The 16513-nt window shown below is 77.0% G+C and carries 19 protein-coding genes; 10 read left to right on the forward strand and 9 right to left on the reverse strand.

The genetic code is table 11. The features are described 5' to 3' along the window. Positions 1-143: 143 nt before the first annotated feature. The 4 genes from ACRYR8_RS06565 to ACRYR8_RS06580 all read right to left on the reverse strand — a co-directional run bounded on the left by ACRYR8_RS06565 (position 144) and on the right by ACRYR8_RS06580 (position 4287). Positions 144-1808: an MDR family MFS transporter gene (locus ACRYR8_RS06565; protein ID WP_432483373.1), complete on the reverse strand. Its 1665-nt coding sequence runs from the start codon at positions 1806-1808 to the stop codon at positions 144-146. Between the two features lie 33 nt (positions 1809-1841). Continuing rightward, positions 1842-2429 carry a TetR/AcrR family transcriptional regulator gene (locus ACRYR8_RS06570; protein ID WP_432483375.1) on the reverse strand — a complete coding sequence of 196 codons (588 nt, stop codon included), beginning with the start codon at positions 2427-2429 and terminating at the stop codon, positions 1842-1844. 142 nt (positions 2430-2571) lie between these two features. Then, positions 2572-3336 carry an oxidoreductase gene (locus ACRYR8_RS06575; protein ID WP_432483510.1) on the reverse strand — a complete coding sequence of 255 codons (765 nt, stop codon included), beginning with the start codon at positions 3334-3336 and terminating at the stop codon, positions 2572-2574. Between the two features lie 96 nt (positions 3337-3432). Further along, the gene (locus ACRYR8_RS06580) at positions 3433-4287 is read right to left on the reverse strand and encodes a MerR family transcriptional regulator (protein WP_432483377.1); all 855 of its coding nucleotides are present in this window, start codon (positions 4285-4287) and stop codon (positions 3433-3435) included. A gap of 78 nt (positions 4288-4365) precedes the next feature. On the opposite strand from ACRYR8_RS06580, the gene ACRYR8_RS06585 reads away from it, so the two are divergent. The 9 genes from ACRYR8_RS06585 (at position 4366) to ACRYR8_RS06625 (ending at position 9647) form a co-directional block, all read left to right on the forward strand. Then, the gene (locus ACRYR8_RS06585) at positions 4366-4731 is read left to right on the forward strand and encodes a nuclear transport factor 2-like protein (protein ID WP_432483379.1); all 366 of its coding nucleotides are present in this window, start codon (positions 4366-4368) and stop codon (positions 4729-4731) included. Positions 4732-4814: 83 nt separating this feature from the next. Beyond that, the gene (locus tag ACRYR8_RS06590; RefSeq protein ID WP_432483381.1) at positions 4815-5027 is read left to right on the forward strand and encodes a hypothetical protein; all 213 of its coding nucleotides are present in this window, start codon (positions 4815-4817) and stop codon (positions 5025-5027) included. Next, the gene (locus ACRYR8_RS06595) at positions 5027-5281 is read left to right on the forward strand and encodes an alpha/beta fold hydrolase family protein (protein ID WP_432483383.1); all 255 of its coding nucleotides are present in this window, start codon (positions 5027-5029) and stop codon (positions 5279-5281) included. Before ACRYR8_RS06590 ends, ACRYR8_RS06595 begins: the two co-directional genes overlap by 1 nt. A gap of 70 nt (positions 5282-5351) precedes the next feature. Beyond that, positions 5352-6284: an aldo/keto reductase gene (locus ACRYR8_RS06600; RefSeq protein ID WP_432483385.1), complete on the forward strand. Its 933-nt coding sequence runs from the start codon at positions 5352-5354 to the stop codon at positions 6282-6284. 117 nt (positions 6285-6401) lie between these two features. Further along, complete coding sequence (locus tag ACRYR8_RS06605) at positions 6402-7271, forward strand: phosphatase PAP2 family protein (protein ID WP_432483387.1); 870 nt, start codon at positions 6402-6404, stop codon at positions 7269-7271. Between the two features lie 7 nt (positions 7272-7278). After that, positions 7279-7905, forward strand: a complete 627-nt coding sequence (locus ACRYR8_RS06610) for a proteasome activator (protein WP_432483389.1) — start codon at positions 7279-7281, stop codon at positions 7903-7905. Positions 7906-7999: 94 nt separating this feature from the next. Beyond that, positions 8000-8326 carry a hypothetical protein gene (locus ACRYR8_RS06615; protein WP_432483391.1) on the forward strand — a complete coding sequence of 109 codons (327 nt, stop codon included), beginning with the start codon at positions 8000-8002 and terminating at the stop codon, positions 8324-8326. A 113-nt stretch (positions 8327-8439) separates the two neighbouring features. Then, positions 8440-9414 carry a hypothetical protein gene (locus ACRYR8_RS06620; RefSeq protein WP_432483393.1) on the forward strand — a complete coding sequence of 325 codons (975 nt, stop codon included), beginning with the start codon at positions 8440-8442 and terminating at the stop codon, positions 9412-9414. 80 nt (positions 9415-9494) lie between these two features. Next, a complete protein-coding gene (locus ACRYR8_RS06625; protein WP_432483395.1) occupies positions 9495-9647 on the forward strand; it encodes a hypothetical protein in 153 nt (50 codons plus the stop codon). Here ACRYR8_RS06625 and ACRYR8_RS06630 read toward each other — a convergent pair. From ACRYR8_RS06630 to serS, 5 genes are all read right to left on the reverse strand, one after another. Further along, entirely contained in the window at positions 9628-10494 is an 867-nt protein-coding gene (locus ACRYR8_RS06630) for an HAD family hydrolase (protein ID WP_432483397.1), read from the reverse strand. The genes ACRYR8_RS06625 and ACRYR8_RS06630 overlap by 20 nt on opposite strands. Next, positions 10491-11816, reverse strand: a complete 1326-nt coding sequence (locus ACRYR8_RS06635; protein WP_432483399.1) for a multidrug effflux MFS transporter — start codon at positions 11814-11816, stop codon at positions 10491-10493. Before ACRYR8_RS06635 ends, ACRYR8_RS06630 begins: the two co-directional genes overlap by 4 nt. Before the next feature lie 305 nt (positions 11817-12121). Next, complete coding sequence (locus ACRYR8_RS06640) at positions 12122-13054, reverse strand: oxygenase MpaB family protein (protein WP_432483401.1); 933 nt, start codon at positions 13052-13054, stop codon at positions 12122-12124. Between the two features lie 13 nt (positions 13055-13067). After that, positions 13068-13901 carry an HAD family hydrolase gene (locus ACRYR8_RS06645; protein ID WP_432483403.1) on the reverse strand — a complete coding sequence of 278 codons (834 nt, stop codon included), beginning with the start codon at positions 13899-13901 and terminating at the stop codon, positions 13068-13070. Between the two features lie 128 nt (positions 13902-14029). Then, positions 14030-15301 (reverse strand): serine--tRNA ligase, encoded by a 1272-nt coding sequence (gene serS, locus ACRYR8_RS06650; protein WP_432483405.1) that lies wholly within the window; start codon positions 15299-15301, stop codon positions 14030-14032. A gap of 64 nt (positions 15302-15365) precedes the next feature. On the opposite strand from serS, the gene ACRYR8_RS06655 reads away from it, so the two are divergent. After that, positions 15366-16457 (forward strand): diacylglycerol/lipid kinase family protein, encoded by a 1092-nt coding sequence (locus tag ACRYR8_RS06655; RefSeq protein WP_432483407.1) that lies wholly within the window; start codon positions 15366-15368, stop codon positions 16455-16457. Positions 16458-16513 lie beyond the last annotated feature (56 nt).

Consider the following 16513-nt stretch of genomic DNA (forward strand, 5'->3'; position numbering starts at 1 on the left):
GGGCCGCGGCCCGCGCCCCCGCCGCCGCCCCCCCCCCCCCCCCCCCCCCCCCCCCCCCCCCCCCCCCCCCCCCCCCCCCCCCCCCCCCCCCCCCCCCCCCCCCCCCCCGCCGCGCCGCGGGGTGCCTGAGCGGCACCCCGCCCTCAGGGCCGGGACCCGGGGGTCACCTCGCCGTCGGCGTGCGCGGAACCCTGCGCGGGCACCTGCGCGGTGGCCGGGGCGCCCGCCGGGGCGGTCGAGGCCGCGGCGGCCTGCTCACCGAGGAGCTCGGCCTCGCCCTCGGCGACGGGGGTGGTGGAGGCCAGCGGGACCTCCGGGAGGAACAGCGCGATGACCGTGCCCAGCAGGAACATCGGCACGAGCCACAGGAAGATCGGCGTCAGCGAGGTGGCGTAGGCGTCCACCACGCCGTCGGCGACGGCGGGCGGCAGCGAGCGCACCAGTTCCGGGGTGAGCGAGGAGGTGCCGTGCGCGCCGGCGCCGGCACCGGCGGGGATCGTCTCGCCGAGGCGCTCGGTGAGCCGGCTGGTGAAGATCGTGCCGAGGACGGCGACGCCCACGGTGACGCCCAGCTCGCGGAACAGGTTGTTCGAGGAGGTGGCGGTGCCGATCTCGCGGGGGTGCACGGCGTTCTGCACGGCCAGCACGATGATCTGCATGAACAGGCCCAGGCCGGCGCCGAGGACGGCGACGTGCACGCACAGCAGCCACAGCGGGGTGGACAGGTCCATGGTGGACATGCCGAACATGCCCGCGGCGGCGATCAGGGTGCCGGCGACCGGCAGGGCCTTGTAGCGGCCGGTCCTCGAGACCACGACGCCGGAGCCGATGCTGGTGACCAGCAGCGCGGCCACCATGGGCAGCAGCAGCAGGCCGGACTCGGTGGCGTCCACGCCGTAGGCCATCTGCAGGTACGTGGGCAGGTAGGCCAGCGCGCCCATCATCCCGGCGCCGACGACGAGGCCGAGCAGCGTGGTGACGACGAACGTGCGGTTGCGGAACAGGCGCATGGGGATGACCGGCTCGGGGGCGCGCAGCTCGACGAGCACGAACGTCACGGCCAGCACGACGGTGGCGGCGCTCAGGCCGAGGATCGTCGCCGAGCCCCAGGCGTGCTCGGTGCCGCCCCAGCTCGCGACCAGCACCAGGCCGGTGAGGGCCAGCGCCAGGGTGACCATGCCGGCGTAGTCGATGCGGGCGGTGTTCCTCCGCTTGGGCAGGTGGATGGTCAGCGCGGCCACGGCGAGCGCGGCCACGCCCAGCGGCAGGTTGATCCAGAACACCCAGCGCCAGTCGACGGAGTCGGTGAGCCAGCCACCCACCAGCGGGCCGGCGACGGCGGAGACGCCGAAGACGGCACCCATGGGGGCCATGAACTTCGCGCGGTCCTTGGCGGGCACGACGTCGGCGATGATCGTCTGCGACATGATCATCAGGCCGGCGCCGCCGAGGCCCTGCAGGCCGCGGAACAGGACGAACTCGACCATGCCCTGCGCGAACCCGCACAGCGCGGAGCCCAGCAGGAACAGGGCGATGGCCAGCAGGAACAGGTTCTTGCGGCCGACGAGGTCGCCGAGCTTGCCGTAGACCGGCATGGCGACGGTCAGCGCGAGCGTGTAGGCGGTGATCGTCCAGCTCATGTGCTCCAGGCCGTCGAGCTCGCCGACGATCGTGGGCAGCGCGGTGCCGACGATCGTCTGGTCGAGGGAGGCCAGCAGCATGACGAGCATGAGGGAGGCGAAGATCCACCCGACGTGGGGGGCGCGTTCGCCCCCCTGCCGGGCGGGCGGCGCGGCGGCGGTGGGCACGGGTTGCTCCTGGGGTTCCGGTGGGGCTCTGGGTCAGCTGGTGATGCCGCGCAGGGCGGCGAAGGCGGCGCGCACGGTGGCGACCGGGTCGGCGACCGGGTCGTCCATCCAGCACTGCGCGGAGAGGCGCGACAGGGTCGTGACGCAGGCGGCCAGCACGCGGGCGCGCACGTCGTCGCCGTCGGGTTCGCGCCGGCGCACGGCCTCGACCAGCTCCTCCTCGGCGGCGGCGATGCGCCCCAGGACGACCGGCAGCAGGACGGGGTTGTCGTGCACGACGCCGAACAGGCGGCGGCTGTCCTCGCGGTGGGCGACGGAGCGCTCGGTCTGGGTGACGAGCACCTCTTCCAGGGCGTCCAGGGCCGGTCCGGAGCCGGTGCGGAACGCCGCCAGCAGGTCCGGTTCCCAGCCGGGCGCGAAGTGCAGCAGCGCCTCGTCCTTGGACGGGAAGTAGTTGAAGAACGTGCGGCGCGAGATGCCCGAGCGGGCGGCGACGTCGTCGACGGTCACCTCGGCCCAGGGGCGCTCGCAGGCCAGGTCGAGCGCGGCGCGGGCGACGGCGGCCGTGGTCTCGGCGCGGCGGCGCTCGCGCAGCGGTGCGAGGGGGGGCGAGGTGGGCACCCCCCGAATTTGCACTGAGTGCAGAGTGCGCGTCAAGTGCATTTCAGGCACGGCGCGCAAGGCCGCGGCGGGACCACCCGTCCGCAGCAGTGCGGCACCTCCCGACCGCCGCGCGGGTGCCGCCCCGGCCGGGGTCAGCGCGTCAGACGGTGGGCACGGTCCCGCCGTCGACGGTGATCTCCGCCCCGGTGATCGACGCGGCGGCGTCGGAGACCAGGAAGCCGACCACCTCGGCGATCTCGCGCACCGGCGCGAGACGCCCCTGGGGGACGCCCCCGAGGGACTCCATGAGCAGGCCCATGCCCTCCTGCTCGCTCAGGCCGCGAGCAGCGGCGATGCGGCGGGCGAGCCCGTCCGCGCCCGGACCCGCGATGCCGCCCGGGGAGACGGTGTTGACACGCACACCGGCCGGAGCGAGCTCGTTGGCCAGGCCCTTGCTGTAGGCGCGCAGCGCCGCCTTGGCGGCGGCGTAGGCGAGGGTGCCGTCCCACAACGGCATCCTGGCCTGGATGGAACCCACGTGGACGACGGCACCGGCGCCGCTGCTCCTCAGCAGCGGCGAGAGGGCGCGGTCGACGCGCACCGCGCCCAGCAGGTTCCACGCCAGCTCGTGCTGCCAGTGCTCCTCGGTCAGGGCCGAGTGCCCACCTCCGGGTGAGCTGGACCCGCCCGCGACGTGGACGAGGACGTCGACGCCCCCCGACCCGCGCACGGCCGCGGCGACCTCGTCACCGGCCCGGGGCTGCACCACGTCCGCGGTGACGACCTGGTGGGCGCGGCTGGCGGCCGGTGCGGTGCGCCCCACGGCGATCACGTGCGCACCCGCCGCGAGCAGCCGGTCCACCACCGCCTCGCCCAGACCCCTGGTCCCGCCGACGACCACGGCGCGGCGCCCGGTCAGCGACAGCGCCGGCGGGTGGGCGGGTGCGGAGTCCTGGAGAGCCGCACGAACCTCTGCCTCGTTCTTCACGCCCCCACGCTCGGCCCTCCCCCGGCGGGAGGGTCAAGCGCTTCCGGCGCCTCCTCCGGGCGCCGCCGCGCCGGCCGTCACCGGGAAGACCGGCCAGCCGATCTCGGTGCGCCAGGCGGCCGCGTCCGGCGTGTCGCGCGGACCGACCAGGTAGTTCTCGCGCACCGGACCCGACACGGCCAGGGTGTGCCGCACCACCCAGTCGCCGAGCCGGCCGTAGGTGACGTCGATGTCGTCGTGCTCACCGGCGTGGGTCGTCACCGCCAGTTCCACGGCCGGCAGCACCACCGGCTGCACCCGTCCCACGCGCGGCACCGGCGACGCCTCGGGCACCGGCCGGTGCACCAGCACGCCCCCGCGCCCGTCCTCGAAGAGGGAGTTCTCGTACACCCCACCGGGTGCGCCGCCGCCCGCGGGGAGCACCGCGTCCAGCTCGGCCATCGCGCCGGCGTACCAGGGCAGCACCTGCTCCAGCGCCACCTCGCCCCGGACGGCGGCGACCCGGGTGGCCGGCACCCGGCGCAGCTGCACGTCCAGCCCGGCCGGCTGCGGGTGCAGCAGCCGGTGCAGCGAGACCACCGCGGCACGGGTGCGTTCCAGCTGGGCCTCCAGGCGCTGCAGGTGCTCCGCGACCAGGGCCGCGCGGGCGGCCGGGTCGGGCGAGGCCACGATGCGCTGCACGTCGGCCAGCGGGACGTCCAGCTCGCGCAGCCGGTGGATCACCTGGGCGGTGGGGATCTGCTCCGCGCCGTAGTAGCGGTACCCGCTGTCGGGGTCCACCCGCGCGGGTTCGAGCAGGCCCGCCTCGTGGTAGCGGCGCAGCGTGCGCACGCTCAGGTGCGTCAGCCGGGAGAACTCGCCGATCGGGAGCGCTCGAGCACGGGGCACCCGTGCACTGTGCCCCCTCCCCCGGGGAGAGGGTCAAGCTCTTGAGCCCGCCGCCGGGGCAGGGGCCAACCTGCGGACGTGAGCACTCCCGACACCGACCCCACCAGCGTCCGGATCGACCACCTGCCGGCCACGGTCCGCGCCTTCCTCGCCGCGCACGACGCCCGCGAGGCCGGCGCCGCCCTGCGCACCCTCGCACCCGGCGCCGTGGTCGTCGACGACGGACGCACCCACCGCGGTCCGGAGCAGGTCCTGCAGTTCCTGCGCGACGCCGGGACGCGGTTCACGTACACCTCCGAGCTCGTCGGCGCCCAGCGCGTCGACGACGCGCACTGGGTGACGAGCCACCACCTGGTGGGCGACTTCCCGGGCGGCACCGCGGACCTGCGGTACCGCTTCGCGCTGGAGGACGACCTCATCACGGAACTGGTGATCGCCCCCTGACCACGCGCCGGCCGATCGGGCGGCCGCGCCCCGCGCGACAGGACCGGGCGGTCGCACCGCCCGCGACAGGAGAGGGACCAGCCATGACCACCAGCACCACCACCACGACTCCCCTCGACGCCGCGAAGCCCACGGTCGTGCTCGCCGGCCACTCCTACGTCGGCACCGTGATGAGCGAGGCCGCCGACGGCGACCCCCGCGTGAAGGCGCTGGTGTACGTCGCCAGCTTCCTGCTCGAGGCGGGCGAGAGCACCGGCGAACCCGCCGCGAAGTTCCCGAGGACGTCGCCGACCTGATGGCCGTCACCCAGCGGCCCATCACCACCGACGCGCTGGAGGACCGGGCCACGCGGGCGGCCTGGAGGACCACCCCCTCGTGGACGCTGGTCACCCTGCAGGACCTCGCCGTCCCCGCCGAGTCCATGCGGTTCACGGCCGAGCGCGCGGGCTCGCGGACCGTCGAGGTCGACGCCTCCCACGCCGTCACGGTCTCCCGGCCGGAGACCGTCGCCCGGGTCGTCGACGAGGCCGCCCGCTCCACGGCCGGCTGAACGGCCGGCCGGGGGCGCCCGGCGCGGGCACCCGCGTGCGCCCCGCCGGTGCGGGTGCTGGGGTGGGCCCATGACCCGCATCGGCACCTCCGACCTCGACGTCCGCCCCCTGTGCCTGGGCGGCAACACCTTCGGCTGGACCTCCGACGAGGCCGAGTCGCACCGCGTGCTCGACGCCTTCGTCGACGGCGGCGGCGACTTCATCGACACCGCCGACGTCTACTCCGCCTGGAGCGAGGGCGGCGCCGGCGTCTCCGAGACGATCCTGGGCAGCTGGTTCGCCAGGTCCGGCAAGCGCGACGCGGTCGTGCTGGCCACCAAGGTCGGCAAGGCCCCCGGCCTGGAGGGCCTGGCCGCCGACACGATCCGCAAGGCCGTCGACGCCTCCCTGCAGCGCCTGGGCACCGACCGCATCGACCTGTACTGGGCCCACGCCGACGACGAGGGCACGCCGGTGGAGGAGACCCTCGGCGCCTTCGACGAGCTCGTCACCACCGGCAAGGTCCGCGCCCTCGGCGCCTCCAACTTCACCGCCCCCCGCCTGGAACAGGCGCTGGAGACGTCCCGGCGCGAGGGCTTCACCGCCTACGCCGCCCTGCAGAACGAGTACAACCTCGTGCGCCGCGAGGACTACGAGTCCGGCCCCGCCGACGTCGTGGCCGCCAACGGCCTGGCGATGGTGCCGTACTTCTCCCTCGCCTCCGGGTTCCTGTCCGGCAAATACCGCCCCGGGCAGAGCCCCGACAGCGCCCGCAGCGCCAAGGCCTCCGCCCACCTGGACTCCCCCCGCGGCCAGCGGGTCCTGGGCGCCCTCGACGAGGTCGCCGCCGCGCACGGCGCCGAGGTCGCCTCCGTCGCCCTCGCCTGGCTGCGGCACCAGCCCACGGTCGTGGCGCCCCTGGCCAGCGCCCGCACCGTCGAGCAGGTCGGCCCGCTGCTGGCCTCGATCGACCTGGAGCTGACCGGGGAGGAGCTGGCCGCGCTGGAGCGCGCCTCCCGCTGACCCGGCACCCCGCCGACCCGCGCTCCCCCGCACTCCCCCGCACTCCCCCGCACGACGCGCGCGGGCTCTGCACGCTCCGGCGACGCACCCCGCGCGCACGTGCCGCACAGTGGGACGGTGAGCTCCAGCACCGCCTCCACCGCCCGGGCGCCACGCCTGCGCGACGCCGGCCCGCGCGGCCTCGGCGGCTACGCCGCGACCGCCCTGCTGCACACCGCGGCCCTGGCCGTCCTGTACGTGGTGTGCGTGCGCACCGCTCGCGGGCAGGCCGCCGAGGACGCCGTGCACCGCCTCGCCCTCGCCTCCCCCGACGCGGGGCTGCCCGCTGCGGGCGAGCGGCTGCTCGACCTCGCCGGGCGCCTGGAGCCGCACCACCTCCTCGCCGGCGCCGGCGCCGTGGCCCTGGCCGGGCTGCTGCGCCGCGCCCCCGGCCGCGCCGCCCTCGGCCTGGCCGTGGCCACCCTCACCCTCGGCCTCACCGAGCTGCTCAAGCTCGTCCTGCTGGACCGCCCCGACCTGGTCAGCGCCTACTCCGGCGGCGGCAACAGCCTGCCCAGCGGCCACACCGCCGGCGTGCTCGGCGTCTGCCTCGGCCTGCTCGTGGCGGCCCCGCCGCGCTGGCGGTGGGTCCTGGCGCCGCTGGGGGCGCTGGCCTCCGGCGCGATGGGCGCCATGGTCGTCGCCGACGGCTGGCACCGCGTCAGCGACCCGCTGGCCTCCGCGCTCGTCGGCGCCGCCGTCGTCGCCGGCGCCCACGCCCTGCCGTGGGGACGGCGCGGACGGTGGGTGCGCGGGCGGCCCTCCCCCGGGCGGGTGGCGCTGCTGGCCGCCGGTGCACCCGTCGCGTGCGCGCTCGCCCTCGTCGCCGCGTACGCGGCGCCCGGCGCCGGCCTGGCCACCGCCGTGGCCGCGCCCGGCCTCGCCGTGGCCGCCACCGTCCTGCTGGTCGCGCTCGCCCTGCCGCGGGAGGTGCGCGCGCAGCGCTGACGGCAGGATGGGGGCCATGTCGCAGCAGCACTCCCCGCAGCCCCCGGAAGACCCCACGCCGCCGGACGTGCGGCGCGAGAACCCCGAGGGCGCCGACCCCCGCGTGGTCGTCGTCACCCCGCAGGGCATGGGCATCGCCGAGCCGCCCGAGGAGGGCGAACCCGGACCGGCGGACCTGGTGAGCCAGCCGGCGAAGGTCATGCGCATCGGCAGCATGGTCAAGCAGCTGCTGGAGGAGGTGCGCTCCGCGCCGCTGGACGAGGCCGGCAGGCACCGCCTCGCCGAGATCCACGAGCGTTCCCTGACGGAGCTGGAGGGCGGCCTGGCCCCCGACCTCGTCGAGGAGCTGCGCCGCATCGCGCTGCCCTTCGCCGAGGGCGCCGCCCCCTCCGAGAGCGAGCTGCGCATCGCCCAGGCCCAGCTCGTCGGCTGGCTGGAGGGCCTCTTCCACGGCATCCAGACCGCCCTGGTCGCCCAGCAGATGGCCGCGCAGGCCCAGCTGCAGGAGATGCGGCGCGCCCTGCCGGGCGCGGGCCTCGGCCCCGCGGCCGGTGCCCCCGGCGCCGGCGCGCCCGGGCAGCCGCGCGGCGGCGTGCCGCGCGTGCAGCCCGGCGGCACCGGCCAGTACCTGTGAGGGCCGGGCGCTGAAGCTCGCGTTCTGGCGCCGCACCCCCGACCCGCTGGGCCGGGGGGTGTGGGCGCGCGCCGGGCACTCCGTGGACCGGGCGGTGCGCCGCGTCGAGCAGGTCGTCGACGGCTGCCCGCCCGGCCCGGAGCGCACCGCGCTGCAGGAGTACCTGCCGCGGGTGGACCTCGTGGCCCGCGCCGCCCGCGCCAGCGCCGTGCGGGCGCAGGCCGAGGCCCCCTCCGACGGCTTCACCGTCCCCGCCGGGCCCGAGGGCCACCACCCGGAGGTGCACCGGCGCCTCACCCGCACCGCCACCGCCTGCGCGCAGGTCGCCGAGGCCGCCGCCATGGTGCGCGTCGGCGGCGGTTCCCTGGCCGCCGTCGAGCGGGCCGTGGTGCGCGCGGAGGAGCTCGCCGGGTTGCGCTGAGCCGCACCACCGGGCGACCGGGCCCCCGCACCGCTCGACCTCACCGTCTGTCGGCGACCCCTGTCAGAGTGTGCTCGTCAGACCACGGACGGCTCACCAGGGGGGACCCAGCGGTGCACATCGACAACGCTCGCGAGCTCAAGGCCCGGCTGCGGGCCCGGAGCGTCGCGCTGACCCCGCTGGCCGCGCCGCAGGGCGTCGCCAGCGTCGGGGTCAGCGTCCTCGGCCACGGCGCCGACGGCCCCCGCTACGGCCTGGCCGTGCGCTACTCCGGCGAGCGCGGCGACGCCCTCCTCGGCCACGCCCGCGAGCTCGCCGGCACGGCCGCGGCCGCCGAGCTCGACGTGCGCGACGTCGGGCGCGTGCGGGCCCTCACCGCCCCCGCCGAGGGCCGCACCTGGACCTCGGCCGAGATGCGCCGCCGGGTGCGCCCGCTGCACCCCGGCCTGTCCCTCGCCCACCGCGACGTCACCGCCGGCACCCTCGGCGCGTTCGTCACCGTGACCGGCTCCGACGGCGTGTACGCGCTGTCCAACAACCACGTCCTGGCCGACTCCGACCAGGCCGCCCTGGACGACCCCGTCCTGCAGCCCGGCCCCGCCGACGGCGGGCGCGAGCGCGACCGGGTCGGCAGCCTGGCCCGCGCCGTGCCGCTGGACGCCGGCGGCGGCAACGCCGTCGACGCCGCCCTGACCCTGCTGGACGACGGCGAGGGCCACGACCCCACCTACCCCGTGGGGCGCCTGCGCGGCTGGGCCGACGCCGACGACGAGGTGCAGGTCGAGAAGGTGGGCCGCACCACCGGGCGCACCCGGGGCCGCATCAGCGCCATCGAGCTGGACGACGTGGCCGTGGAGTACCCCGTCGGGGTGGTCGTGTTCGACGGGCAGGTGGAGGTCACCGGCGCCGCCGGCGCGTTCTCCGCCGGCGGGGACTCCGGTTCGCTGGTGTACCGCCCCGACACCCGCGAGGCCGTCGGGCTGCTCTTCGCGGGCAGCGAGCGCGGGGGCGAGAACGGCACCGGGCTCACGTTCTGCAACCCGATCGGCCTTGTGCTCGACGCCCTCGGTGCGACACTGGTCGTGTGAGTCGATCAGCGGGAGGCGGGGTCGGTGCCGCGCGCGCCGCCAAGGCGCACGTCCGTCAACTGGTGGGCGGTGACTCGCGCGTGAACGGCGTCGGCCTCACCAAGCTGGACGCGGCGTGGGCGGTGAAGGTCAACGTCGCCGACGACGCCGACCGGCCCGACCTGCCCGAGGCCGTGGACGGCGTGCCCGTCCTCGTGCACGGCGTGGGGCGCATCACCCCGCGCGCCGGCTGAGCAGCCGCTCCAGCACCCGCGCCACCCCGTCGTCCCCGCACGCCTCGGCCACGCCGTCCGCCGCGGCCACCGCGTCCGGGTGGCCGTCGGCCACCGCGTAGGAACGCCCGGCCCAGCGCAGCATCTCCAGGTCGTTCGGCATGTCCCCGAAGGCCACCACGCCCTCCGGCCCGACGCCGCGGTCGCGCGCCACCTCCGCGAGCGTGCTCGCCTTGCTGACGCCGAGCGCCATCACCTCGACGAGCGAGTCCACGGCGTTGGAGTGCGTCACGCCCACCAGGTCCCCCACCTCGCGGCGGGCCACCCGCAGCATCTCGTCGCTGGAGACCCCCGGGCACTTCGCCAGGACCTTCACCACCGGCGGGCTGCCCGCCAGGAGCTCCTCCAGGGGGCCCACGCGCTGCTCCATGCCCGTGTCGAAGCGGGTCGCGTAGGAGTCCTCGCGGCGGAAGCCGGTCACGGCCTCCAGGGCGAAGCCGATGCCGGGCAGCACCGGGCGCAGGCGCCGGGTCACCTCGAGCACCACGTCGGCGGCGATCGGGTGCTGGCGCACGACCTCACCGGCGTCCAGGTCGAACACGACGGCGCCGTTGGCGCACACCACCCGTCCCCCCAGGCCCGCCTCCTCCGCCAGCGGCGACACCCACCGCGGCGGGCGGCCCGTCACCGGGACCACCGGGATGCCGACGGCCGCGCACGCGGCGAAGGCGTCCAGGGTGCGCCGGGACACCGGGCGGTCGCGCGGCACGATCGTGCCGTCCAGGTCGGTGGCCACCAGGCGCCACGCGGCGGCGAAGGCACCCTCCCCCGCGTCGTCGACGGTGGTGGGGGGCGCCTCGGTGCTCACCGCCCCATCGTGCCAGCCGCCGCACGGGCGCGCCGCGAGCGCGTCGCCACCAGCAGCGAGCAGCACGCGGCCAGCGCCGCGCCGACCATCACCACCGCCATGGCGCGCTCGTCCCCGCCCAGCGCACCGGCCACGGTGCCCACCGCACCGCCGAGGCCGAACTGCGCCGCCGTCACCAGCGCGGCGGCCGACCCGGCGGTGCGGCCGTGCTCGGCGAGCGCGCAGGTGACGGCGTTCGGCGAGACCAGCCCCCCGCTGCCCAGCAGGAACCACAGCACCACCAGCAGACCGGCGAACCCGCCGGCGCCGGTGAGGACCACGCCGAGCAGGACGAGGGCGAGCGCCGCGGTCACGGGCACGCCGACGCGCAGCAGCCCCAGCGGCGTGAACCTGCCCACGAGCGCCGCGTTGAGCTGGGTGCCGCCGACGAGGGCGATGCCGTTGAGGGCGAACAGCAGGGAGAACTGCGTGGTGGACAGCCCGTGGACCTCCTGGAACACGAACGGCGAGACGGAGACGTAGCAGACGATCACCGACATCGCCAGGCCCGGCAGCAGGGCGAACCCGACGAACCGGCGGTCGCGCACCAGGCGGGCGTAGGTCCGCAGCGCCTGCCCGAGGGTGTCGCGCGCTCCCCGCCCGGCGCCGGTGCCGCCGCCCGGTCGCGTCTCGGGCAGCCGCCGCCGCACGGTCAGCAGCAGGACCACGCCGGCCAGCGCCAGCACGACGAACACCGCGCGCCACCCGGCGACGCCGGCCAGCGCCCCGCCGAGGGTGGGCGCGAACAGCGGCGCCACCCCGATGACCAGCACCAGCCGCGACATCAGCCGCGCGGCGGCGGGCCCGGTGAACAGGTCGCGCACCACGGCCATGCCCGTCACCGCCCCCGCCGAGACGCCCAGGCCCTGCAGGAAGCGCAGCCCCACGAGCACCGGCAGGCTCGGCGCCACCGCGCACAGCAGCGACGCCGCCGCGAAGAGGGCGAACCCGGCCACCACCGGCGGGCGGCGGCCGTAGCGGTCGCTGAGGGGACCGACGACGAGCTGGCCCAGCGCCATCCCGACGAGGACGACGGTGATGGTCAGCTGGGCGGCGGAGTCGGTGGACCCGAGGTCGGAGGCCACCTGCGGCAGCGACGGCAGGTACAGGTCGGTGTTGATCGCGCCCAGCGCAGCCATCGACCCCAGCAGCACCACCAGGCCGAACGTGCGGGGCGGGGCGGGGCGCTGCTCGCCGAGCGCCTCCGGGGCCGCCGGTCCCGCGGCGGAGGGGGCGACGTCCGCGGCGGCGGCGTCGGCCACCGCGGTGGAGGGGTCGGGCACCTCGTCGGCCCGGGGGCGGGGGGCGCCGGGCGCTCCGGCGCGCCGGGGTGGTGGGCAGGCCCTCACCTCCCGGTCCGCGGCGGTGGGATCGGGGGGCGGTGGACTGCCGGGCACGTGGGATCTCCAGGGCGAGGGGGTGGGCCGGTCGCGCGCCGGGGCTCCGCGACGGCTCCACGTCGGCCCGCGCAGCTGCGCGCCGGCCGTCGCCCCGACGTACGAGGGGGTGCCCCCGAACCGGTTCGGTGAAACGTGCCACGCCCCTGCGACCACCGCGGGGCGCGGAAGGGGGGCAGCTCGGAGCCGGGTCAGAGCCAGTCGGGGCGCGGGCCCGTGCCGGTGCGGTACCGGCCGGCCTGCTCCCACGGCTCCCGGCCGGTGACCGCGCGCAGCGCCCGCAGCTGGGTGCGGGTGGCCGCCAGCCGCAACCGCTCCCCCGGGCCCCGGGCCGCGCGCCCGGGGGCACCGGCCGACGGCGCCAGCACCGGCGACAGCAGCAGCTCCGCCGCCGCCGTCAGCCCCGCGTAGAACGGCGCCTCCGCCCGGGTCAGGCCCGGCGGGGCGAGCAGGAAGCGGCGCAGGTCGGCCGGGACGGGCTCCAGCACCGGCGCGAACCCGGCCAGCGCCTCGGCCAGCTCCGCCTCGCTCGCGGGCAGGTCGGTGGCGCCCAGCGCCTGCGCCGTGCGGGCCCAGTCGCGCACGTACGCGTCCGCCCAGCGCGGACCGAACCGGCCCGACAGGTCCGCACCCAGCTCGCGGTGCGCGGCCAGGAAGGCGTCGGTGAACGCCAGGTGCACCCAGCGCAGCAGGTCCGCGTCCCGTGCGGAGTACGCCCGGCCGTCGTCGGTGCGCCCGCGCACCCGCCGGTGCATCCCGCGCACGCGGGCGCAGTCCCGCTCGGCCAGCTCGGCGGACCCGAACGTGCACACGACCAGCCAGCGGGCGGTCCCGGCCAGGCGCGCCCACGGGTCCTCGCGGTAGTCCGAGTGCCCCTGCACCCCCGCCAGCGCCAGCGGGTGCGCCGCCTGCCCCAGCAGCGCGACGAGACCGCCGACGAGGGTGCTCAGGCCGCCGTGCACCGCCCACACCACCCCGTGCGGGTCGAACCAGCCGTCGCGGCCGCCCACGAGCGCGACGTCGCGCACCCAGCGCGGCGCACCCGTGGGGTCGCCCGCCACGCGGGCGCGGAAGGTGCGCCGCACCCGCTCCAGCGGACCGCGCGGGGTGAGCGGGGCGGGCACGGGCGGCGGGGGGTCAGGAGGCGGCGCGGGTGTCGGCCCGGGCGTCCAGCAGGCCCTCCAGGACCTCGGCGAGGCCGTCGTCGTCCACGTGCCCGGTCACCTCGTCGGCGACCGCGCGCACCTCCTCGGGCGCGTTGCCCATCGCGACCCCGCGCGCGGCCCACTGCAGCATCTCCACGTCGTTGCGCCCGTCGCCGACCGCGACGGTCGCGGCGCGCGGCACGCCCAGCCTCGAGCGCACGTCCTCCAGGGCGCTGGCCTTGGTGACCCCGTCGGGGGCCAGGTCCAGCCACGCCGTCCAGCCCACCGAGTACGCCACCCCGTGCAGCCCGATGCGCTCGACCAGCTCGCCGAACTCGGCCGAGGTGTGCTCGGGGCTGCGCACCACCACGCGCATCACCGGCTCGTCGAACATCTCGTCGAAGGGGACGACCTCGACCTCGCCGGTCAGCTCGCCGTCCGGGAACGGGGCGGTGACCTTGAACCCGCGGCCCAGCACCTCCACCGCGAACAACCCGGTGGGGATGCTCCCGCGCAGCGCCTGCGCGGCCCGGGAGGCGTCGAAGGTGTGCAGGGACACCACCCGGTACCCCTCCGGTTCCGAGCGGTCCAGCTCCGCGGTGACGGCCCCGTTGCTGCACACCAGGAACCCGGTGTGCAGGTCCAGCCGCTGCAGCACCGGCAGCACCCCGTGCAGGGAGCGGCCCGTGGCCACCACCACGTGCGCCCCCGACGCCGCCACCCGCTGCACGGCCACCCGCACCCGGTCCGACAGCGCCTCGTCGTGGTCGACGATCGTGCCGTCGACGTCCAGCGCGACCAGCGCGCCCCGCATCCCCCCGTTCACCCGGCCGACCCTAGTTCCCGGCGCGACGGGCGGCCCGGTGAGGGTCCGGGCACCACCCGTCCGGGCGACGCGCCCGGACGGGGGTCGGGCGGGGGTCGGACGGGGGTCGGACGGGGGTCAGGCGGGGGTCAGGCGGGGGTCAGGACGTCCAGGCCCAGGAACGGGCGCAGCGCCCCGGGCACGCGCACCGAGCCGTCGGGGAGCTGGTGGTTCTCCAGGATCGCCACGATCCACCGGGTGGTGGCCAGGGTGCCGTTCAGGGTCGCCACCGGGCGGGTGCCGCCCTCGCCCTCGGCGCGCTCGCGCACGCCCAGGCGGCGCGCCTGGAACGTCGTGCAGTTCGAGGTGGACGTCAGCTCCCGGTAGGCGCCCTGCGAGGGGACCCACGCCTCGCAGTCGAACTTGCGGGCCGCGGAGCTGCCCAGGTCGCCGGCGGCGGTGTCGATGACCCGGTAGGGCACCTCCACCGCGGCGAGCATCGCCTCCTCCAGCGCCAGCAGCCGCTCGTGCTCGGCGGCGGCGTCCTCGGGGCGGCAGAAGGAGAACATCTCCACCTTGTGGAACTGGTGCACGCGGACGATGCCGCGGGTGTCCTTGCCGTGCGAGCCGGCCTCGCGCCGGTAGCAGGCCGACCAGCCGGCGTACCGCTTCGGGCCGGTGGACAGGTCGAGGATCTCGTCGGCGTGGTAGCCGGCCAGCGCCACCTCGGAGGTCCCGGTGAGGTAGAGGTCGTCCTCGGCCAGCCGGTACACCTCCGCGGCGTGCGCACCGAGGAACCCGGTGCCCGCCATGACCTCCGGCTTGACCAGCGTCGGGGTGATCATCGGGGTGAACCCGGCCTCGAGGGCGTGGGCGACGGCCATGTTCAGCAGCGCCAGCTCCAGGCGCGCGCCGACGCCGGTGAGGAAGTAGAACCGCGAGCCGGCCACCTTCGCGCCGCGCGCGGTGTCGATGGCGCCCAGCAGCTCGCCCAGCTCCAGGTGGTCGCGCCAGGCGTCCAGGCCCTCGGGCAGCTGCGGCTGCTCACCGACCTCGCGCAGCACGACGTAGTCGTCCTCGCCGCCGGGCGGCACACCGTCGGCGACGACGTTGGGGATGGAGCGCATCGCGGCGTCGAACTCCTGCGCGGCGGCGTCGGCCGCGGCCTGGGCGGCCTTGACCTGCTCGGCGAGCTCCTTCACCGCGGCCAGCAGGGCCTGCTTCTCCTCGCCCTTCGCCCTGGCGACGTCCTTGCCGCGGGACTTCTGCTCGGCCCGCAGCCGCTCGAACTCGGAGATCGCGCCGCGACGGCGCACGTCCGCGGCGAGCGCGCGGTCCACGGCCGCCTCGTCCTCGCCGCGGGCGCGCTGGCTGGCCTTGACGGCGTCGGGGTCGTCCCGGAGCAGGCGCAGGTCGATCACCCCGCCGACCCTAACGGGTCTCCCGCCGCGCCGACCCGCGCGCGGCGACCGGTAGCGTGCCCGGGTGGCGGGGGACCTGTGGGGCGCGGGCGCGCTCGCCGTCCTGCTGGCCGCGCTGCTCCTGGTCGTCTCGCTGCTGCTGGTGCGCGAGCGGCGCACCGGCCGGCGGCTGAGGGCCCTGGTGGCCGAGGCGCCCGACCCGGCGGTGGCGGCGCGCCCGCGGGCGGCGATCGTCGTGAACCCCTCGAAGTTCTCCCACCTGGACGAGCAGGCGCTGCGCCGCCGGCAGGCGTACACGGCGGCGGTGTTCCGCTCCCACGGCTGGCAGGACCCGCTGTGGCTGGAGACGACCCCCGCCGAGCGGGGCGCCGAGCAGGCCCGCGAGGCGCTCGCGCACGGTGTGGACATCGTGCTGGCCGCCGGCGGCGACGGCACCGTGCGGGCCGTCGCGGAGGCGATGACGGGCACGGGCGTGCCGATGGGCCTGTTGCCGGCCGGGACGGGCAACCTGCTGGCCCGCAACCTCGACGTCCCGCACACCGACCTCGCCGCGGCCCTGGACCTGGTGTTCTCCGCCCCCGACGCGGCCGTGGACGTGGGCTGGCTGACGGTGGACCGCACCGGCTCCGACGCCGACCCCGACCGGCACCTGTTCCTCGTCATGGCCGGGCTCGGGTTCGACGCGGCGGTGATGGCCGGCGTCGAGGACCGCCTGAAGCGGCACCTGGGCTACGGCGCGTACGTGGTCTCGGGGGCGCGGGCGCTGTGGGGGCCGCAGGCGCGGGTGAAGGTGCGCGTGGACGACGGCGACGCCGTGGGCGTGCGCACCCGCGCCGTCATCGTCGGCAACTGCGGGCGGCTGACGAAGAACCTGGTCCTGATGCCGGACGCGCGCGTCGACGACGGCTTCCTCGACGCGGTCGTGCTGTCCCCGCGCGGCGGCATCGCCTGGGGCGAGGTGGCGTGGGCGATCGTCACGCGCGACCGGCGCGGGCAGCGGCGGGTGCAGCACCTGCGCGGCCGCCGCATCGAGGTGACCTGCGCGGAGCCGCAGGAGGTGGAGCTGGACGGCGACCCGATCGGCACCGCGCTGCGGATCCGGGTCGAGGTGGAGGCCGGCGTGCTGCTGGTGCGCTGCCCCCCGCTGCGGGGCTGACGCACCGGCCGCCCCGCCCGCGCGTCCGCCCGTCCGGGTGAACCCGGCACCCGACG

The organism is Kineococcus esterisolvens (assembly GCF_050871405.1).
Taxonomy (GTDB): Bacteria; Actinomycetota; Actinomycetes; order Actinomycetales; family Kineococcaceae; genus Kineococcus.